We start from the raw sequence: 19432 nt of genomic DNA, 5'->3' as shown, positions 1-19432 counted from the left end.
CGACGGAGCCGCCCGCCGCGCGGCGCCCCCCCCCCCCGCCGCCCCCCGCCCCCCGCCCCCCCCCCCCCCCCCCCCCCCCCCCCCCCCCCCCCCCCCCCCCCCCCCCCCCCCCCCCCCCCCCCCCCCCCCCCCCCCCCCCGCCGCACCCCGGGGACGGCGGAGACGGCGTCGTGCGTGTCGGAGACCATCAGCCAGGCGAAGTTCGGCGCGCAGAACGACGTCGGCAGCCGCAGGTGCACCTCGACGGTCCCGCCGTGGACGGCCACCGAGCGGACGAACCCGAGGTCGGTGACCGGCTCGTCCAGCTCGGGGTCGACGACGGTGCCGAGGGCCGCGCGGACCTCGGCGGCGAGGTCGGGCAGGACGGCGGTCACCGGACGCCCGCAAGGTCGGCCGCGGCCGGCTCCCGGGGGCCGGTCTGGGTCTCGTCCGCCAGGGGCAGCCGCAGGTGCTCGGGCACCGGCAGGTCGTAGAGGCGGGCGGCGTTGAGGCCGAGCACCTTCTTCTTCTCCTCGGTGGTGATCGGCGCGTACTCGGGGCTCATGTCCTCCGGGATCTGGAAGTCCACGAACTTCTCCACCAGCCACTTGGGCGTCCACAGCGCGTAGTCGCTGGAGAACAGGATGCGGTCCACGCCGAGCCAGTAGACGAGCTCCCCCATGATCTGGGCGAAGTACCGCGGCCGGGTGTGGATGAACGGCATGGCCACGGCCAGCCCCGCGTACACGTTGGGCTCCTGGGTGGCGATCCAGCAGAAGTCCTCCAGCCGCGGCAGCCCGCAGTGCTCCACCACGAAGGTCAGGTCGGTGAAGTCGCTGGCCACGTGGTCGACATCGGCGACGTCGAAGGCGTCCCGGTCCAGCGGCCGGATCGTCGGGCCCTTGTGGATGTGGATGTTGCGGATGCCCAGCTCGCGGCACAGCTCGAAGTAGCGGTAGGCCATCGGGTCGGTGAGCTTCCAGCCGCGGGACTCGCCGTGCCAGTCGGCGGTGTAGAGCTTCACGCCCTTGAGGTGCATCCGCTCGGCGTTCGCGCGCAGCACGTCCAGGCCGTTCTCGCCGTCGCGCGGGTCCCAGTAGTGGTTGTAGGTGAGCCTGTCCGGGTGCGCCTGCGCGAGCGCGAGCGCCTCCTCGGTCTGGCCGAACCCGCGGTGGTAGAACTCCGCGAGCCGGGCCGGCTGGAAGACCGCGTGGTCGACGATGCCGTCGACGAACACGTCCCGCATCAGCCGCTCGCCGCCCTGGTAGAGGTACTCCTCGTAGCCCCACGTCTCGGACTCCGGGCTGAGGTTGCGGTGGTAGTCGTAGAAGCAGTCGATGAACTGCTTGCCGTGGACGTTGCGCTGGTTCTCCGGCCGGGCGTCCCACAGCGCGATGTGCGCGTCCACCACGTAGTACTGCTCGCCGTCCTTGGTGTACATCCGTCGGCCTCCGTCGGCTCCGGTTGTGAGGCGGGTCACCTCCGTCGCCGACGCTAGGGCGGGCCGGGAGGCGCCGAGAACCGTCCCGGTGTCCCACTTTGAGACGCCCCGGCCGCCGCGGCGGCAGGTACCTTCCGGTGACACAGGCCACAGGTGTCCTGCTGTCCGGAGGTGACCGTGGACGAGCTGGTCACCCCGCCGGAGCCGCTGCCCGCGACCGTGCCGGCCGACCGGGGCAGCGCCCCGCGGGTCCGCGCGTCGTGGCGGCGCAGCCAGGGCTACGGCGTGCCGCCCGACGAGGTCGTGCCGGTGTTCACCGGGAGCCCGGACACCGGGTCGCTGCTCTACGAGTGCGCACACCGGGTCCTCACCGACCTGCAGTCGACGATCGCCAACGAGCCGGTGAGCCTCATGGTCGCCGACCCCGCCGGGTTCGTGCTGGCCCGGATCGGCGACGACACCTCGATCCAGCGGGCGCTGGACCGGGTGCACCTGGCGCCGGGCTTCTCCTACGCCGAGCGCAACGCCGGCACCAACGGCCTGGGCCTGTCGCTGGCCGACCGGGCGCCGTCGCTGGTGCGGGCCCACGACCACTGGGTCACCGACCTGCGCGGCTACACCTGCGCCGCCGCGCCCGTGCTGGAGCCGGTGACCGGCGAGCTGGCCGGCAGCATCAACCTGACCACCTGGTCGGACTCCTCCTCCGACCTGCTGTTGGGCCTGGCGCAGACGGCGGCCAGCGCCACCAGCGCCCTCATGGCGGTGCGCTCGGGCGGCCGGCTGCTGCGCCCGGCGCCGCGCGGCGAGGTGTTCCGGGTGGTCGGCGGCTCGCTCGCCCCCGACGACGGGGACCCGTGCGTCTCCCCCGCGTGGCGGGCGGCGGTCGACCGGGCGGCGGTCGCGGTCGCCTCGGGCCGGCTGGCGGTCGTCGTCGGCGAGGAGGGGGCGGGCAAGGCGACGGCGGCCGCGCTGGCCCGGCGGCGGCTGCCCGGCCGGCAGCGGCTGCTGCAGGCCCGCGCGCCGGAGGCCGGGGACGTCGCGCCGTGGCTGGAGCTGTGGACCCCCGAGCTGCGCGACGCCGACACCTGCGTGATCGTCTCCGGGCTGCACCGGCTGCCGGCCTGGGCCGCCGGGGAGCTGGCGCAGGTGCTGGCCGCGGTCCGCCGCGCCGGGCGCCCGCAGCCGGCGGTGCTCACCGCGCCGGAGTTCGCGGCGCTGCCCGAGCCGATCGCCCGGCTGGCCGATGCCGTCGTCGAGGTGCCGCCGCTGCGCGACCGCGCCGACGACGTGCTGCCGCTGGCGGCCTGGACCGCGCGGCAGGAGCGGCACCGGGACGTGGCGTTCACCCCGCGGGCGGCCCGGGCGCTGGCCGCCTGCGGCTGGCCGGGCAACGTCGCCCAGCTGCGGCGGGTGGTGCGCGACGCGGCGGCCCGCGCCGACGTCGTCGACGTGCACCACCTGGCGCCGGAGGTGCTCGACGGCGGCGCCCGGCCGCTGTCCCGGCTGGAGCGGCTCGAGCGCGACGAGATCGTGCGGTGCCTGACCGAGCCGGGCACCACGATGACCCGCGTCGCCGAGGAGCTCGGCATCGGCCGGGCGACCCTCTACCGCAAGATCGCCCAGTACAAGATCACCGTTCCGCAGCGCTGAGGCCGGCCCGGTTCCGCCTCTCGCGCGCGGGAGGCGGAACCGCTCAGTCGTCGTCGGTGCGGTAGCCCAGGTTGGGGGCCAGCCAGCGCTCGGCCTCGGCGCGCGTCCAGCCCTTGCGGCGGGCGTAGTCCTCGACCTGGTCGCGGCCCAGCCGGCCCAGGTTGAAGTACCGCGCCTCCGGGTGCGAGAAGTACAGGCCGCTGACCGCGGCGCCCGGCCACATGGCCATCGACTCGGTCAGCTGCAGCCCGATCGAGGCCTCGACGTCGAGCAGCTCCCAGATCGTCTGCTTCTCGGTGTGCTCGGGGCAGGCCGGGTAGCCGGGCGCGGGCCGGATGCCGCGGTAGCGCTCGGCGATCAGGGCGTCGTTGTCCAGCCGCTCGTCGGCGGCGTAACCCCAGAACTCCCGGCGCACCCGCTCGTGCAGCCGCTCGGCGAACGCCTCGGCCAGCCGGTCGGCGAGCGCCTCGAGCATGATCGCCGAGTAGTCGTCGTGGGCGGCCTTGAACGCCGCGACCCGCTCGGCCGACCCGAGCCCGGCGGTGACGGCGAAGGCGCCGACGTGGTCGCGCAGCCCGGTCTCCCTGGGCGCCACGAAGTCGGCGAGCGACTTGCGCGGGGCGCCGTCGCGGCCCTCGGTCTGCTGCCGGAGCTGGTGCAGCACCGCGCGCACCCGCGTGCGGGACTCGTCGGTGTAGACCGCGATGTCCTCGCCGTCGACCCGGGCCGCCGGGAACAGGCCGAACACGCCGGAGGCGGTGAGCCAGCGCTCGGCGACGATCCGGTCGAGCATCTGCTGCGCGTCGGCGAACAGCCGCCGGGCGGCGTCGCCGGTGGCCGGGTTGTGCAGCAGGTCGGGGAACCGGCCGCGCATCTCCCAGGCGGTGAAGAACGGCTGCCAGTCGATGTAGCCGCGCAGCTCCTCCAGCGGGTAGTCGCGCAGCACCCGGGTGTGCGCCACCGCGGCGTCGCCGTGCGCGTGGTCGCAGGCGGGCCCGGTGCACACGTCGCGGGTCTGCTGCAGCAGCATCCTCGGCCGCGGCGGGGTGTAGGCCGACCAGTCCAGCGCCGGCGCGGCGGCGCGTGCGGCGGCCAGCGGCAGCAGCGTGCGGGTGTCGGTGCGCGCGGCGTGCCGCTCGCGCAGCGCCGCGTACTCGGTGTCGGTGGCCGCCAGCAGGCCGGGGCGCTGCTCGTCGGACAGCAGCGCCGCGACGACCGGCACCGACCGCGACGCGTCCTTCACCCAGATGACCGGCCCGTGGTACCGCGGGGCCACCTTGACCGCGGTGTGCGCCCGCGACGTCGTCGCCCCGCCGATGAGCAGCGGCACCTCGAAGCCCTGCCGCTCCATCTCGGCGGCCAGGTCGACCATCTCGTCCAGCGACGGCGTGATCAGCCCGGACAGGCCGATGACGTCGGCGCCGACCTCCTTGGCGGTGTCGAGCACCTTCTGCGCCGGCACCATGACGCCGAGGTCGACGACGTCGTAGTTGTTGCACTGCAGCACGACGCCGACGATGTTCTTGCCGATGTCGTGGACGTCGCCCTTCACCGTCGCCATGACCACGGTGCCGTTGGTGCGGTCGGCGTCGCCGGGCTGCCTCTCCGCCTCGATGAAGGGCACGAGGTGGGCCACGGCCTTCTTCATCACCCGCGCGGACTTCACCACCTGCGGCAGGAACATCTTCCCGGCGCCGAACAGGTCGCCGACGACGTTCATCCCGCCCATCAGCGGGCCCTCGATGACCTCGATCGGCCGGCCGCCGCGCGCGGCGATCTCCAGCCGCAGCTCCTCGGTGTCGGCCTCGACGAACTCGTCGATGCCCTTGACCAGCGCGTGGGTGATCCGCTCCTCGACCGGCAGCGCCCGCCACTCCTCCGCGGCGGCCTCCTCGGCGGCGCCGGAGGCGGCGTACTCCCCGGCGATCTCCAGCAGCCGCTCGGTGGCGTCGGGCCGGCGGGCCAGGACGACGTCCTCGATCCGCTCGCGCAGCCGCTCGGGGACCTCCTCGTACACCTCCAGCGCACCGGCGTTGACGATGCCCATGTCCATGCCGGCGGCGATGGCGTGGAAGAGGAAGACGGCGTGGATGGCCTCGCGGACGCGGTTGTTGCCGCGGAAGGAGAACGAGACGTTGGAGACGCCGCCGGACACCAGCGCGCCCGGCAGGTTCTCCTTGATCCAGCGGGTGGCCTCGATGAAGTCCAGGCCGTAGCGGGCGTGCTCCTCGATGCCGGTGGCGACGGCGAAGACGTTGGGGTCGAAGATCACGTCCTCGGCGGGGAAGCCGACCCGGTCGACGAGGATGTCGTACGCCCGGCCGCAGATCCGCTGCCGGCGCTCGAGGGTGTCGGCCTGGCCGTCCTCGTCGAAGGCCATGACGACGACCGCGGCGCCGTACTTCCGGCACAGCCGGGCCTGCTCGACGAACTCCGCCTCGCCGTTCTTCAGCGAGATCGAGTTGACGATCGACTTGCCCTGCAGCTGCTGGAGGCCGGCCTCGATGACCTCCCACTTGGAGGAGTCGACCATCACCGGCACGCGGCAGATGTCGGGCTCGGCGGCGATCAGGCGGGTGAAGCGGGTCATCGCCGCGACGCCGTCGATCATGCCCTCGTCCATGTTGACGTCGATGACCTGCGCGCCGGCCTCGACCTGCTGGCGGGCGACGGCCAGCGCCGTCGCGTAGTCGCCGTCGCGGACCAGCCGGCGGAAGCGGGCCGAGCCGGTGATGTTGGTGCGCTCGCCGACGTTGACGAACAGCGAGTCGGCGTCGACGGTCAGCGGCTCCAGCCCCGACAGCCGCAGCGCCGGGCGGACCACCGGCGGCGTGCGCGGCGGCAGGCCCTCGACGGCCGCGGCGACCGCCGCGATGTGCTCCGGCGTGGTGCCGCAGCAGCCGCCGACGACGTTGACGAAGCCGTCCTCGGCGAAGCCGTGCAGCACGCCGGCGGTGTCGGCCGGCGCCTCGTCGTACTCGCCGAAGGCGTTGGGCAGCCCGGCGTTGGGATAGCAGGAGACGAAGGTGTCGGCGATCCGCGCCAGCTCGGCGGCGTAGGGCCGCATCTCCTTCGCGCCCAGCGCGCAGTTGAGCCCGACCACCAGCGGCCGCACGTGGCGGACCGAGTGCCAGAACGCCTCGGTGGTCTGCCCCGACAGCGTCCGGCCGGAGGCGTCGGTGATCGTGCCGGAGATCATCACCGGCCAGCGGCGGCCGCGCTGCTCGAACAGCGTCTCCAGCGCGACGATCGCGGCCTTGGCGTTGAGCGTGTCGAAGATCGTCTCGACCAGCAGCACGTCCGCGCCGCCGTCGACCAGGCCGCCGGCCTGCTCGAGGTAGGCCGCGACCAGCTCCGGGAAGGTGACGTTGCGGGCGCCGGGGTCGTTGACGTCGGGCGAGATGGACGCCGTCCGGGTGGTGGGGCCGAGGGCGCCGGCCACGTAGCGGCGCCGGCCGGGAGTGCGCGCGGTGGCCGCGTCGGCCTCCCGGCGGGCCAGCCGGGCCGCCGCGACGTTGATCTCCCGGGCGAGCCCGGCCATGCCGTAGTCGGCCAGCGACACGGCGTTGGCGTTGAAGGTGTTGGTCTCGACGAGGTCGGCGCCGGCGTCGAGGTACTCGCGGTGGATGCCCGCGACCAGCTCCGGCTGGGTGAGCACCAGCAGGTCGTTGTTGCCCTGGACGTCGACCGGCCAGTCGGCGAAGCGCTCCCCGCGGTAGCCGGCCTCGCTCGGGCGGTCCCGCTGGATCGCGGTCCCCATCGCGCCGTCGAGCACGAGGATCCGCTGCTCCATCAGGGCGGTGAGCTCCGCCGTCGCGTCGGGCCGGAGGTCGGGGGCGTCGGTCACGGGCATCCTCGGGGTGCGTTCGGGACGGTGCCGGGAACTCCTGTGCAAGCGTGCCCCACACCGGAGCCGGGTGGTCCGGGGAGCAACCCGGGACGTCCGGGACATCTTCCCATCCCGCTCCACCCCGGCCGGGCCGCCCGACCGACGTAGGCTCGCAGGGGTGATCGACCCGAAGTCCGCTCCCGAGGAACTGCCCCAGCTGAACCAGCCGGTGGCGGTGGTCGCCTTCGAGGGCTGGAACGACGCCGGGGACGCCGCCACCGGGGCGCTCGAGCACCTGGAGCTCATCTGGGACGCCACCCCTCTGGCGGCGCTCGACCCCGAGGACTACTACGACTTCCAGGTCAACCGGCCCACCGTCTCGCTCGTGGGCGGGGTGAGCCGGCGCATCGAGTGGCCGACGACGCGCATCTCCGTGGCCCGCCCGCCGGGCAGCGACCGCGACGTCGTCCTGATCCGCGGGATCGAGCCCAACATGCGCTGGCGCGGGTTCTGCGCCGAGCTGATCGAGCTGTGCGAGGAGCTCGGCGTGCAGACCGTGGTGGCGCTGGGCGCGCTGCTCGCCGACACCCCGCACACCCGGCCCACCCCGGTCTCCGGCTCGGCCTACGACCAGGAGTCCGCGCGCACCTACGGCCTGGAGACCTCCCGCTACGAGGGGTCCACCGGCATCCTCGGCGTCTTCCAGGACGCGTGCGTGCAGGCCGGCCTGCCCGCGGTGAGCTTCTGGGCGGCGGTCCCCCACTACGTCTCCCAGCCGCCCTCGCCGCGGGCCACCGTCGCGCTGCTGCAGCGGGTCGAGGAGGTGCTGGAGCTGGCCGTGCCGCTCGGCGCGCTCCCCCAGCAGGCCGACGAGTGGGTGAAGACCGTCGACGAGATGGCCCAGGAGGACGCCGAGGTCGTCGAGTACGTGCGCTCGCTCGAGGAGCGCGCCGCGGAGAGCGACCTGTCCCAGGCCGACGGCGACCAGATCGCCCGCGAGTTCGAGCGCTACCTCCGCCGTCGCGGCTCCTCGCCCAACTGAGCGCTGCCGCCGGAGTCCCGCACGCCGCCGACCCGTGCGGCGTGCGGGACCGCGGGCTCCTCCTGATCACCGTTTCTCCCCTGCCTCGGCGCCCACCGCTCCGGACGGCGGCAGGGTTGGGGATAACGGTCGGCCCGGCAGGAGTGCGGGCGTTCCTCGCGGATTGCCGGTCCTGCAGCACAGGCAGTGCACGAGGAACGCCGGCAACGCCCGACTCCTCGGGTCGTCCTCGTCCTCCCGGAGCGCTGCAGGACCCCGGGAGCACGAGGAGGACCCCAGGAGCGGACGGCGTCAGGCGGCCTCGGCCGGCGCGCACACGTGCGCGGCCCGCTGCACCAGCAGTCGCCGCAGCTACGGCCCGAGCACCAGCCGGGTGACGACCTCGATCCGCACGCTCACTCGCGGCGCAGCAGCGGGGCCATGCGGGCGGCGGCGTCGTCGCCGAAGAGCCGGTCGTGGGTGGCCAGCGCGTACCGGTCGGTCATCCCCGACACGTAGTCGACGACCTGGGTGACGACGTCGGCCTCGGTGTCCCGGTAGGACGCCGGGATGAGGCCGGGCGCGGCGAGGTGGTGGTCGACCAGCCGGCGGATGACGTCGACCGCCAGCTGCTTCTGCCCCGCGGCGGTCTCGGACAGGTAGACCCGCCGGAACATGAACGTGCGCAGCTCGTCCATCGCCGCCAGCGGCTCGGCGGCCATGACCACCGCGCCGCCGTCGGCCAGGGACCCGGCGACGACGGCGTCGACCATCGCGCCCACCATCGCGCTGCCGGGCTCGCCGAACAGCTCGCGGGCGCGGGCGGGCAGGTCGGGCACCCGCAGCACCCCGGCGCGGACGGCGTCGAGCGCGTCGTGTGACAGGTAGGCGATCCGGTCGGCGTACCGGACGCACTCCCCCTCGCGCGTGGCCGGCGGCGGGGCGATCTTCCAGCTGTGCGCGCGGATGCCGTCGCGCACCTCCCAGGTCAGGTTCAGGTGCTCGAGCACCTCGACGATCCGCACGCCCTGCGCCGCGTGGTGCCACCCGCCGGGGACGTAGGGGTCGAAGGCGTCCTCGCCGATGTGCCCGAACGGCGAGTGGCCGACGTCGTGGCCCAGCGCGATCGCCTCGGCGAGGGTCTCGTTCAGCCCCAGCGCGCGGGCGATGGCCCGGGCCACCTGGGTGACCTGCAGCGTGTGGGTGAGCCGGGTGACGAAGTGGTCGCCGTCGGGGTTGAGGAAGACCTGGGTCTTGTGCTTGAGCCGGCGGAAGGCCTTGGCGTGCAGGATGCGGTCCCGGTCCCGCTCGAACGCGGTGCGCAGCGGGTCCTCGGGCTCGTCGACGGCGCGGCCGCGGGTGGCCGCCGACCGGGCCGCGGCCGGGGCGAGGCCCTGCTCCTCCCGCTCGCGCGCGGCGCGGTCGGTGAAGCAGAAGCCCCCGCCCATCAGCCCTCCTGCAGGGCGGTGTCGAGCTCGATGCCGAGCAGCGCGTCGACGGCGTCGGCCACCATCGCCGGGGCGCCGTCCTCGGCCTCCCCGTCCCCGGCCAGCGTGGCGGCCGCCCAGGCGTCGACGGCGGCGATCGCGCCGGGGCTGTCGAGGTCGTCGGCCAGCCGCTCGCGCAGCGCGGCCAGCACCGGCGCGGCGGGGGCACCGGCGTCGCGGGCGACGGCCCGCCGCCAGGTGGCCAGCCGGGCCTCGGCGGTGGACAGCAGGTCCGGCGTCCAGGCGCGGTCGGTGCGGTAGTGCCCCGACAGCAGCGCCAGCCGGATCGCCATCGGGTCGACGCCCTCGCCGCGCAGCTTGGAGACGAACACCAGGTTGCCCCGGCTCTTGCTCATCTTCTCGCCGTCCAGGCCGATCATCGCCGCGTGCACGTAGGCCCGGGCGAAGGGCTTGGTCCCGGTGAGCGCCTCGGCGTGGACGGCGGAGTACTCGTGGTGCGGGAAGACCAGGTCGCTGCCGCCGCCCTGGACGTCGAAGCCCATGCCGATCGTGTCCAGCGCGATCGCGGCGCACTCGACGTGCCAGCCGGGCCGGCCGTCGATGCCGCGCGGGCCGGGCCAGGACGGTTCCCCCTCGCGGGCGCCGCGCCACAGCAGCGGGTCGAGCCGGTTGCGCTTGCCCGGGCGGTCGGGGTCCCCGCCGCGCTCGGCGGACAGCGCGAGCATGGTCGCCTCGTCGTAGCCGGACTCCTCGCCGAAGCCGGGCGCCTGCGCGACGTCGTGGTAGACGTCGCCGGTGCCGTCGTCGAGGACGTAGGCCAGGCCCGCGTCCAGCAGCGTCTCCACGTGGGCGACGATCATCGGGATCGCCGCCACCGCGCCGACGTAGTCCTCGGGCGGCAGCACCCGCAGCGCGGTCATGTCCTCGCGGAACAGCGCGGTCTCGCGCATGCCCAGGACGACCCAGTCCTCGCCGTCGCGCTCGGCGCGCTCGAGCAGCGGGTCGTCGATGTCGGTCACGTTCTGCACGTAGTGGACCGCGTGCCCGGCGTCCCGCCACACCCGGTTGACCAGGTCGAAGGCCAGGTAGGTGGCGGCATGGCCGAGGTGGGTGGCGTCGTAGGGGGTGATCCCGCAGACGTACATCCGCGCCACGGCGTCGGGCTCGGTGTCCACGACCTGCCCGCGCGCGGTGTCGTAGAGCCGCAGGACCGGACCGGGGCCCGGGAGGGTCGGCAGGAGCGGGGCGGGCCAGCTGAGCACGTCATCGAGCCTAGTTGCGCCCCCGGCGCGCCCGCGGGCGCCGTCCCCACCTGGGGACGACGCCCGCGGAGCCGGTCGCCTACTGGTCGTCGTCCTCGTCGACCCACTCGAGGGTCCGGGTCACCGCCTTCTGCCACTTGCGGTAGTACCGGTCGCGGGTGGCCTGGTCCATCTCCGGGCGCCACCGCTTGTCCTCGGCCCAGTGGCTGCTGAGTTCCTCCTCGTCGGCCCAGAACCCGACCGCGAGGCCCGCGGCGTAGGCCGCGCCCAGCGCCGTCGTCTCGGCGATCCGGGGCCGGACGACGTCGACGCCGAGGATGTCGGCCTGGAACTGCATGAGCAGCTCGTTGACCACCATGCCGCCGTCGACCCGCAGCTCGGTGAGGGCCACCCCCGAGTCGGCGTTCATGGCGTCGACGACCTCGCGGGTCTGGTAGGCCGTGGCCTCCAGCACCGCCCGGGCCAGGTGGCCCCGGTTGACGTAGCGGGTGAGCCCGACCAGCGCGCCGCGGGCGTCGGAGCGCCAGTGCGGGGCGAACAGGCCGGAGAACGCCGGCACGAAGTAGGCGCCGCCGTTGTCGTCCACCGAGCGGGCCACCGCCTCGATCTCCCCGGCGCCGCCGATCAGGCGCAGGTTGTCCCGCACCCACTGCACCAGCGAGCCGGTGACGGCGATCGAGCCCTCGAGCGCGTACACGGGCTTGCGGCCGCCGATCTGGTAGCAGACCGTCGTCAGCAGGCCGTTGCGCGACGACACCGCCTCCTCGCCGGTGTTGAGCAGCAGGAAGTTGCCGGTGCCGTAGGTGTTCTTGGCCATGCCCTTCCGGAAGCAGACCTGGCCGAAGGTGGCCGCCTGCTGGTCACCGAGCGAGCCGGCGATCTTCACCCCGGCCAGGGCGCCGGCCTTGCGGCCCTCGCCGTAGACCTCGGAGTTCGAGCGGATCTCCGGCAGCATCGACACCGGGATGCGCATGTCCGCGGCGATCGACTCGTCCCACGCCAGGGTGCTGTAGTCCATGAGCATGGTGCGCGAGGCGTTGCTGACGTCGGTGATGTGCAGGCCGCCGTCGGTGCCGCCGGTCATCTGCCACAGCAGCCAGCTGTCGATCGTGCCCATGAGCAGGTCGCCGCGCTCGGCGCGCTCGCGGGCGCCCTCGACGTTGTCGAGGATCCAGGTCACCTTCGGCCCGGCGAAGTAGGTGGCCAGCGGCAGGCCGACCTTCTCCTTGTACCGGTCCGCTCCCCCGCCGAGCTCGCCGAGCTCGGTGACGATGCGGTCGGTGCGGGTGTCCTGCCAGACGATCGCGTTGTACACGGGCTCGCCGGTGTTCTTGTCCCACACGACGGTGGTCTCGCGCTGGTTGGTGATGCCGACGGCGGCGAGGTCGGAGCCGACCAGGTCGGCGCGGGCGAGCGCCTGCCCGACCACCTCGCGGACGTTGCTCCAGATCTCCAGCGGGTCGTGCTCGACCCAGCCGGCGCGCGGGAAGATCTGCGCGTGCTCCTTCTGGGCCACGGCGACGACGGCGCCGTCGTGGTCGAAGACCATGCAGCGGGTGCTGGTGGTGCCCTGGTCGATGGCGGCGATGTAGCTGCTCACGGTTCCTCCGGGTGCGTCGTTGCAGGGGGACGGTGCAGGGGGACGGTGCAGGGTCGGGTGCGGGCGGTCGGGGCGGGCGATCGGCGGGACGGCCGGGCGGTCAGAAGCCCTGGGCCAGCAGGCCGGCCAGGGCACCGCCGACGAGCGGGCCGACGACGGGGACCCACGCGTAGCCCCAGTCGCTGCCGCCCTTCTTCGGGATGGGCAGCACGGCGTGCGCGATCCGCGGCCCCAGGTCGCGGGCCGGGTTGATCGCGTAGCCGGTCGGCCCACCGAGCGAGTTGCCGATGCCGATGACCAGCAGGGCGACGGCGATCGGCCCGATCTCGCTCGGCGTGTTCCCGAACCTCAGGATGATGTAGACGAGCACGAAGGTGCCGATGGCCTCGGTGAGCGCGTTCCACGGGAGGCTGCGGATCGCCGGGCCCGTGGAGAAGGTCGCCAGGATCTCCCCGGGCTCGTCGTGCCGGGCGTAGTGCTTCTGGTAGGCGAGCCAGGCGACGACGGCGCCGAGGAACGCGCCGACGAACTCGCCGGCGAAGTAGACCAGGGTGCTGCCGAACGTGACGTCGACACCGGGGGCGTACTCGTCGGCCCCGGAGGCCCACAGCCCGACGGTGACCGCCGGGTTGAGGTGGGCACCGCTGCGGTAGGCCGCGTAGACGCCGGCGAAGACGCCCAGGCCCCAGCCGAAGTTGATGAGCAGCCAGCCGCCGCCGTGCCCCTTGGAGTCGGTGAGCAGGACGTTGGCGACGACGCCGACGCCGAAGAGCAGCAGGACCGCGGTGCCGAGCACCTCGGAGAAGAAGACGGAGGTCAGTGACACGCTGAGACACCTCTCTGTGTCCGGTTGTGCCGTGATGGGGGCCCGCCCGGTGCGGGCGGGTCGTGCCGAGCCCTCTGTCCACCTCCTCTCCGGCCGCGGCGGTCTCGCCGGGCCGGCGGGACGCCCCGCCGGCCCGGGGTCTCAGGAGGCGCCGGCGAAGGGCCGGATCTCCGGCGCCCGCAGCCGGGCCTGCTCGGCCGAGGTGTCGTCGGGCATCGCCTCGGCGGCGCGCTCGGCCTCCACCCGCGCCAGGTAGGTGCTGATCTCCCGCTCCCGCTGGGCGTCGTCCCAGCCGAGCAGCGGCGCCATGAGGTCGGCCGCGGCGCGGGCCGAGGCGGTGCCCCGGTCGGCCTGCTCGTAGGACAGCCGGGTGCGGCGGGTGAGCACGTCCTCCAGGTGCAGCGCGCCCTCGGCGGTGACGGCGTAGACGACCTCGGCCGGGAGGTAGTCCGGCGCGCCCTCCAGCGGGCGGCCGAGCTCGGGGTCGGCGTCGACGAGGGCGAGGACCTCGTCGACCAGGCTGCCGTAGCGGTCGAGCAGGTGCTCCACGCGCTGCTCGGTCCAGCCGTGCGCGGCGGCCAGGTGCGCCTTGCGGTTCCAGCGGACCCGGTAGCCGTCGGCGCCCACCAGCGGCAGCTCCTCGGTGAGCGACTGCGGGATCGGCGCGTCGGGGTCCTCGCCGGGCGCCCGGTCGCGCAGCGCCATGTCGACGACGTCGCGCGCCATGACGCGGTAGGTCGTGTACTTGCCGCCGGCGATCATCGTCAGGCCCGGCCGCACGGTGGCGGCGGTGTGCTCGCGGGAGACCCGGGTCGTGCCGCCGGCCTCCTCGTCGACCGGCTGCAGCAGCGGGCGCAGGCCGGTGTAGACGCCGAGGACGTCGTCGCGGGTGAGCGGGCGGTCGAGCACCGCGTTGGCGTGGTCGAGCAGGTAGTCGACGTCGGCGGCCGAGGCGACCGGGTGGTCCTTGGCCAGGTCCCACGGGGTGTCGGTCGTGCCGATCACCCAGTGCGTCGGCCACGGGATGATGAACAGCACGCTCTTCTCGGTGCGCAGGATGAAGCCGTCCTCGCCGGCGATCGCCTCGCGCGGCACGGCGATGTGCACGCCCTTGGAGGCGCGCACGGTCAGGCCCTGGGCGCGGAAGAGCTCCTCCGTCTGGTCGGTCCACACCCCGGTGGCGCCGACGACGTGGCGGGCGCGGACGGTGAGCTCGCGGCCGGTCTCCAGGTCCACCGCGCGCACGCCCGCGACCCGGCCGTCCTCCTCCAGGTAGCCGGTGACCTGGGTGCGGCTGGCGGCCAGCGCGCCGTGCCCGACCGCGGTGCGCACGAGCACCTGTACGAGGCGGGCGTCGTCGACCTTGGCGTCCCAGTAGCGGATGGCGCCGACGGCGACGTCGTCCTTCAGCGAGGGGGCCACCCGGCGCAGGCCCTTCTTCGACAGGTGCCGGTGCAGCGGCACGCCGTGGCCGTCGCGGCGGCCGAGCAGGCCGCCGAGGGTGTCGTAGAGGGCGATGCCCGCGCCGATGTAGGCCCGCTCCCACACGCGGTGCCGGATCGGGTAGAGGAAGGGCACCGGGTGGACCAGGTGCGGGGCGAGCCGGCCGACGAGCAGGCCGCGCTCGTGCAGCGCCTCGCGGACCAGCGCGAAGTCCAGCATCTCCAGGTAGCGCAGCCCGCCGTGCACCAGCTTGCTGGCCCGGCTCGAGGTGCCCGAGGCCCAGTCGCGCTGCTCGAGCAGGCCGACCGTCAGGCCGCGGCTGGCCGCGTCGAGCGCGGCCCCGGCCCCGGTGACCCCGCCGCCGATCACCAGGACGTCCAGGACGTCCCGGGACATGCGGTCGAGGGCGTTGGTGCGGACCTCGGGCGAGAGGGCTGTGGACACCGGGCACTCCTGAGGTGGTGCGGGGGCGGTGCGGGGCGCCGGCGGGGTGCCGGCACCCGGGGACGAAGGTCAACCTGCACCTCTTGGCGGCGCAGGGCAACCACCTGCACGTCCGTGCACCGCGGCGTTAGCGTGGGAGCGGATCGCGGGGTCGCCCGCGCCGGGGAGGAGCGGGGCGTGGCGGCCGACGAGGACCTCGAGCGGGTGGCCCGCCGGTACTGGCTGGACCGCGTGCGGATGGAGGACATCGCCGCCGAGGAGGGGGTCTCACGGTCCACGGTGTCCCGGATGCTGGACGCCGCGCGGGCGCTCGGCATCGTCACCGTCTCGGTCAGCGCCGTGCACGGACGTGCAGCCTCGATGGCGAGCGAGCTCGGCGCGCGGTACGGCGTCACGGCGCGTGTGGTCGCGGTGCCGGAGGACGCCCCCGACGTCGCCCGGCTGCAGCTGGTCGCCGACCGGACCGCGGCGGTCCTCGACGAGGCGATGGGCGACGGGATGACGCTCGGGCTGGCGTGGGGCACCACCACCAGCGCCGTCGGCCAGCACCTGCGGGCCCGGCCGCTGCGGGACGCGCACGTCGTCCAGCTCAACGGGGCGATGAACACCCACAGCAGCGGCGTCGGCTACGGCAGCGACGTCCTCGGCCGGTTCGGCACCGCCTGGGACGCGCAGGTGCACCACTTCCCCGTGCCGGCGTTCTTCGACCGGTCCGAGACCCGGCAGGCGATGTGGCGCGAGCGCAGCGTGCGCCGGGTGCTGGCCATCCAGCAGTCCGCCGACGTCGCCCTGTTCGGCGTCGGCGCGATGGCCGGCCCGGTGCCGAGCCGGGTGTGGGCGGAGGGCTACCTCGGTCCCGCCGACCGCGCCGACCTCGCCGCCGCCTCGGTGGTCGGCGACGTGTGCACCGTCTTCCTGCGCGGCGACGGGACCTGGGAGGGCATCCCGATCAACGCGCGCACCAGCGGCCTGGTCCCCCCGGCGCTGCGCCGCATCCCGCGGCGGGTGTGCGCGGTGGCCGGCGTCAACAAGGTCACCGCGCTGGCCGCGGCGCTGGCCGGCGGGCTGGTCACCGACCTGGTGCTCGACGAGCGCACCGCCGCGGCGCTGCTGCTGCGCCGGGCCGCGTCCCGCCCGGTGCCGGCCCTGTGGGCCCGCTGACGGGCTAGCGTCGGATCCCCGTCCCCGCGCGAGGAGGCCGCGATGGAGCTGTCGGGCTACCTGCCGGTGCTGCGCCGCACCGACGCCCGGTTCGCCGACGCCGCCGCCGAGGCCGTGCTGGCCGGCGGCTGGACCGCCCCGGTGCCCGGGTGCCCCGGCTGGACGCTGGCCGACCTGGTCTGGCACCTCGGCACGGTCCAGCACTTCTGGGCCTGGGTGGTCCGCACCCGCGCCCAGGACCCCGGCGGGTACGCAGAGCCGCAGCGCCGTCCCGACGACGAGCTGCTGGGCTGGGCGGCGGGACAGTCCGCGGAGCTGGAGGCCGCGCTGGCCGGCGCCGACCCCACCGAGCGGGTGTGGACCTGGGCACCCCGGAAGGACGTCGGCTTCGTGCTCCGGCGTCAGGTGCAGGAGGCCGTCGTCCACACCGTCGACGTCGAGCAGGTGCTCGGCGACGTGCGGCCCATCCCGCCCGACGTCGGCCTCGACGGCATCGACGAGTGGCTGGAGGTGATGGTGCCCGGCGCGCTGCCCGACGGCCCGCCCGAGGGCGCGCACCCGGTGGTGCTGCACGCGATCGACGCCGGCGTCGAGCGGACGCTGTTCGCCGGCACCCGGCCGCAGCCGGTGGCCACGCTGCGCGGCACCGCCGGGGACCTGCTGCTGGCCTGCTGGCGGCGGGTGCCGCTGGAGGTGCTCACCGTCGACGGCGACGGCCTGCAGGCGGCCGCGATGATCGCCGCGGTCGACCTGTCCTGAGCCCGTTCACGGCCACCTGACGGCGTGACGCTCGAACGCCTCACCCGTCTGGACGCCGACCACGCAGAACACCAGTCCCGCCGGGTCGGTCATCTGCCAGAACGAGCCCATGTCGGCCTTCCGCCGTGCACCGAGGGCCTCCAGCCGTGCCACCTCGGCGGGGATGTCGTCGGTCTCGACGTCGACGTGCCACCGCGGCGGCGTCCCCTCCCCCGTCCGCTGCACCTCGAACGAGAGTCCGCCGCCCAGGAGGCCGAGGCGGTGCCAGGCGGGGTCGGTCATGTCCGGCTCCACGGGATTGCCGGTCGCAGCCGACCAGAAGTCCGTGCCGGCGGGGTGCACCTCCGGCGGCAGGTCGAGCAGCAGGACGGCGAGGCGGCTCCGGTGCGGCATGCCGACCAGTGTGTGCGCCGAGGCCGCGTTCCGGCGCCCGGGATGCGGCGTCGGCGCCCACCGTCGAACCCCCGCGGCCCGTTCCGGTGCCCGGAGTGGGCCGCCGGCGTACGACGACCCCGGGTCAGCCGGCGCGGCGGGTCAGAAGGGGGGCCAGGGCAGCGCGGGCCAGTCCCCCGACGGTTCGGGGTGCACCTGCGTGCGCAGCAGCTCGGCCACCCGCTGCTGCGTGCACCGGACCTCGCGCCGGGTCAGGTGCTCGTGCAGCGCCTCGCCGAGGTCGCCGCGCAGGTCGTCGGCCAGCCGCTCGAGCACCGCCAGCGCCTCCAGCAGCAGCGGCTTGCCCGCCCAGCGCCACAGCAGGGTGCGCAGCTTCGGGTCGGTGGAGAAGCAGATGCCGTGGTCGACGCCGTACACGTGGCCCGACGCCGTCGGGATGATGTGCCCGCCCTTGCGGTCGGCGTTGTTCACGACCGCGTCGAACACCGCCATGCGGCGCAGGCCCGGGTGGTCCGAGCGGACGAACGCGGCCAGGTCGACGTCGGGGTCGCCGTCGATCCACAGCTGCACCATGCCGGGGCCGAACGGGCCCTCCCGCAGCACGGTGGGCGGGACGACGTCCCAGCCGGTGGCCTCGCTGACCAGCGCCGCCGCCACCTCGCGCCCGGCGAGGGTGCCGTCGGGGAAGTCCCACAGCGGCCGCTCGCCGGCGACCGGCTTGTAGACGCACTCGGCCTCGAGCGTGCCGGTGCGGACGGTGCCGAACAGCGTCACGTTGCTCGCGTCGAGCATGCGGCCCTCGACGTCGATCTCGCCCTCGCGCAGCAGGGCGCGCGCCTCGGCGGCGGTGGCCGGGGCGCGGAGGTCCTGCGCGGGCTCGCTCATCGCCGTCGTCCGGGGATCAGCGGCGGTAGCCGTTCTGCCGGGGGCAGACGTGCCCGGTCGGGTCCAGCGGCAGCGAGCACAGCGGGCACGCCGGCCGGCCGGCGGCGACGACGCGGCGGGCGCGGGCCACGAACGAGCGGGCGGCGCCGGGGGTGATGGTCACCCGCAGCGCGTCGGGGCCCTCCTCGGCGTCGGAGAGGATCGTCTCCTCGTCGACCGGCTCGTCGCTGGCGGCCACGGCCTCGACGACGACGGCCTGCGCCTCGCCGTCCCAGGCCAGGCCCATGGCCGCGACGCGGAACTCCTCGTCGACGGGCGCGGTGAGCGGCTCGAGGTCGTCGACGTCGGCGGTGGCGGGGACGGCGGTGCCGGGGCGGGTGGCGATCTCGTCGAGCAGCTCGTCCATGCGCTCGGCGAGGACCTGCACCTGCGACTTCTCCAGCGCGACGCTGACCACGCGCCCCTCGGCGTCGGACGCCTGCAGGTAGAAGGTGCGGTCCCCGGGCTGGCCCACCGTGCCGGCGACGAACCGGGACGGGCGGTCGAAGCGGAAGACCTGGCGAGGCACGCGCCCAGGTTACGCGGGGAGGCGGACGGTTGCGTTCAGGTCGTGGCCGCCCCGGCCCCGCCGCCCACCACGGCGTCGGAGTCGGCCTTCCCCTCCTTCGGGAGGAGCGCGGCGACGTCCCCGCCGGTGTCGTTCATCCGGACGACGAACGGGCGGGTCTCGGTGTAGGTGACGACCGAGATGGACGCCGGGTCGACGACGATCCGCTGGAAGGCGTCCAGGTGCAGGCCGAGGGCGTCGGCGAGGACGGCCTTGATGACGTCGCCGTGGCTGCACGCCAGCCACACCGCGTCGGGCCCCAGCCGGGCGTTCCACTCGCGGACGGCGGCCACCGCGCGGGCCTGGGTCTGCGCCAGCCCCTCCCCCTCCGGGCCGGGGAAGACCGCGGCGGAGGGGTGCTGCTGCACGACCTTCCACATCGGGTCCTCGACCAGCTCCTTGAGCGGCCGGCCGGTCCAGTCGCCGTAGCGGGCCTCGCCGAGCCGGTCGTCGGCCTGCAGCTCCAGGTCGCGGTCGGCGAGGACGGCCTCGGCGGTCTGCCGGCAGCGCTCCAGCGGGCTGCTGACCACCGCGGCCAGCGGCACCGGCGCCAGCCGCCGGCCCACCGCGGCCACCTGCTCCTCCCCCGTCTCGTCGAGCCGCACGCCCGGCGTCCAGCCGGCCAGCACACCGCCGGCGTTCGCCGTCGTCCGGCCGTGCCGCAGGAGGATGACGGTGGTCACG

At 74.8% G+C, this 19432-nt stretch carries 16 protein-coding genes; 4 read left to right on the top strand and 12 right to left on the bottom strand.

Going from position 1 to position 19432, the window contains the following annotated elements; translation table 11 throughout:
* Both ACI79B_RS18130 and ACI79B_RS18125 read right to left on the bottom strand, forming a co-directional pair.
* Positions 1-374: iron-sulfur cluster assembly protein (locus tag ACI79B_RS18130; protein ID WP_457000233.1), on the bottom strand; the 374-nt coding region annotated here is incomplete at its 3' end.
* Complete coding sequence (locus ACI79B_RS18125) at positions 371-1420, bottom strand: amidohydrolase family protein (RefSeq protein ID WP_456929022.1); 1050 nt, start codon at positions 1418-1420, stop codon at positions 371-373. The genes ACI79B_RS18125 and ACI79B_RS18130, both read right to left, overlap by 4 nt.
* Positions 1421-1591: 171 nt before the next feature.
* On the opposite strand from ACI79B_RS18125, the gene ACI79B_RS18120 reads away from it, so the two are divergent.
* Positions 1592-3070: an AAA-type ATPase lid domain-containing protein gene (locus tag ACI79B_RS18120; protein WP_456929023.1), complete on the top strand. Its 1479-nt coding sequence runs from the start codon at positions 1592-1594 to the stop codon at positions 3068-3070.
* 43 nt (positions 3071-3113) lie between these two features.
* On the opposite strand, the gene metH is transcribed toward ACI79B_RS18120, so the two are convergent.
* Entirely contained in the window at positions 3114-6917 is a 3804-nt protein-coding gene (metH, locus tag ACI79B_RS18115; RefSeq protein WP_456929024.1) for a methionine synthase, read from the bottom strand.
* 160 nt (positions 6918-7077) lie between these two features.
* Between metH and ACI79B_RS18110 the strand changes: the two genes are divergently transcribed.
* Positions 7078-7941 (top strand): PAC2 family protein, encoded by an 864-nt coding sequence (locus ACI79B_RS18110; RefSeq protein ID WP_456929025.1) that lies wholly within the window; start codon positions 7078-7080, stop codon positions 7939-7941.
* A 395-nt stretch (positions 7942-8336) separates the two neighbouring features.
* On the opposite strand, the gene ACI79B_RS18105 is transcribed toward ACI79B_RS18110, so the two are convergent.
* From ACI79B_RS18105 to ACI79B_RS18085, 5 genes are all read right to left on the bottom strand, one after another.
* Positions 8337-9368 carry an HD domain-containing protein gene (locus ACI79B_RS18105; RefSeq protein ID WP_456929026.1) on the bottom strand — a complete coding sequence of 344 codons (1032 nt, stop codon included), beginning with the start codon at positions 9366-9368 and terminating at the stop codon, positions 8337-8339.
* Entirely contained in the window at positions 9368-10630 is a 1263-nt protein-coding gene (gene mshC / locus ACI79B_RS18100; RefSeq protein WP_456929027.1) for a cysteine--1-D-myo-inosityl 2-amino-2-deoxy-alpha-D-glucopyranoside ligase, read from the bottom strand. The genes ACI79B_RS18105 and mshC overlap by 1 nt, the downstream gene beginning before the upstream one ends.
* 79 nt (positions 10631-10709) lie before the next feature.
* Positions 10710-12230, bottom strand: coding sequence for a glycerol kinase GlpK (glpK, locus tag ACI79B_RS18095; protein WP_456929028.1), 1521 nt, complete (start codon positions 12228-12230; stop codon positions 10710-10712).
* 100 nt (positions 12231-12330) lie between these two features.
* Positions 12331-13056, bottom strand: coding sequence for an MIP/aquaporin family protein (locus tag ACI79B_RS18090; RefSeq protein WP_456929029.1), 726 nt, complete (start codon positions 13054-13056; stop codon positions 12331-12333).
* A gap of 141 nt (positions 13057-13197) precedes the next feature.
* The gene (locus ACI79B_RS18085) at positions 13198-14943 is read right to left on the bottom strand and encodes a glycerol-3-phosphate dehydrogenase/oxidase (protein WP_456929030.1); all 1746 of its coding nucleotides are present in this window, start codon (positions 14941-14943) and stop codon (positions 13198-13200) included.
* A gap of 177 nt (positions 14944-15120) precedes the next feature.
* Between ACI79B_RS18085 and ACI79B_RS18080 the strand changes: the two genes are divergently transcribed.
* Positions 15121-16104: a sugar-binding transcriptional regulator gene (locus tag ACI79B_RS18080; RefSeq protein ID WP_456929031.1), complete on the top strand. Its 984-nt coding sequence runs from the start codon at positions 15121-15123 to the stop codon at positions 16102-16104.
* A gap of 42 nt (positions 16105-16146) precedes the next feature.
* A complete protein-coding gene (locus ACI79B_RS18075) occupies positions 16147-16863 on the top strand; it encodes a maleylpyruvate isomerase family mycothiol-dependent enzyme (protein WP_456929032.1) in 717 nt (238 codons plus the stop codon).
* A gap of 6 nt (positions 16864-16869) precedes the next feature.
* Here ACI79B_RS18075 and ACI79B_RS18070 read toward each other — a convergent pair whose 3' ends face one another.
* The 4 genes from ACI79B_RS18070 to ACI79B_RS18055 all read right to left on the bottom strand — a co-directional run bounded on the left by ACI79B_RS18070 (position 16870) and on the right by ACI79B_RS18055 (position 19431).
* The gene (locus tag ACI79B_RS18070) at positions 16870-17256 is read right to left on the bottom strand and encodes a VOC family protein (protein ID WP_456929033.1); all 387 of its coding nucleotides are present in this window, start codon (positions 17254-17256) and stop codon (positions 16870-16872) included.
* A 141-nt stretch (positions 17257-17397) separates the two neighbouring features.
* Positions 17398-18141 (bottom strand): SCO1664 family protein, encoded by a 744-nt coding sequence (locus ACI79B_RS18065; protein ID WP_456929034.1) that lies wholly within the window; start codon positions 18139-18141, stop codon positions 17398-17400.
* A 16-nt stretch (positions 18142-18157) separates the two neighbouring features.
* Positions 18158-18709, bottom strand: coding sequence for a DUF3090 family protein (locus tag ACI79B_RS18060; protein WP_456929035.1), 552 nt, complete (start codon positions 18707-18709; stop codon positions 18158-18160).
* Positions 18710-18744: 35 nt separating this feature from the next.
* Positions 18745-19431, bottom strand: a complete 687-nt coding sequence (locus ACI79B_RS18055; RefSeq protein ID WP_456929036.1) for a histidine phosphatase family protein — start codon at positions 19429-19431, stop codon at positions 18745-18747.
* Between the last annotated feature and the right edge of the window lies 1 nt (position 19432).

The organism is Geodermatophilus sp. SYSU D00879, from assembly GCF_054050375.1.
The sequence above is the reverse complement of the archived record's forward strand: the minus strand, read 5'-3'. Positions and strand labels throughout refer to the sequence as shown.

What these genes read in the sequence shown, in the direction of transcription:
- ACI79B_RS18125 (WP_456929022.1), bottom strand. Translation starts at nt 1,420, where the DNA reads ATGTACACCAAGGACGGCGAGCAGTACTACGTGGTGGACGCGCACATC.
- ACI79B_RS18105 (WP_456929026.1), bottom strand. Translation starts at nt 9,368, where the DNA reads ATGGGCGGGGGCTTCTGCTTCACCGACCGCGCCGCGCGCGAGCGGGAG.
- ACI79B_RS18075 (WP_456929032.1), top strand. Translation starts at nt 16,147, where the DNA reads ATGGAGCTGTCGGGCTACCTGCCGGTGCTGCGCCGCACCGACGCCCGG.
- ACI79B_RS18070 (WP_456929033.1), bottom strand. Translation starts at nt 17,256, where the DNA reads ATGCCGCACCGGAGCCGCCTCGCCGTCCTGCTGCTCGACCTGCCGCCG.
- ACI79B_RS18065 (WP_456929034.1), bottom strand. Translation starts at nt 18,141, where the DNA reads ATGAGCGAGCCCGCGCAGGACCTCCGCGCCCCGGCCACCGCCGCCGAG.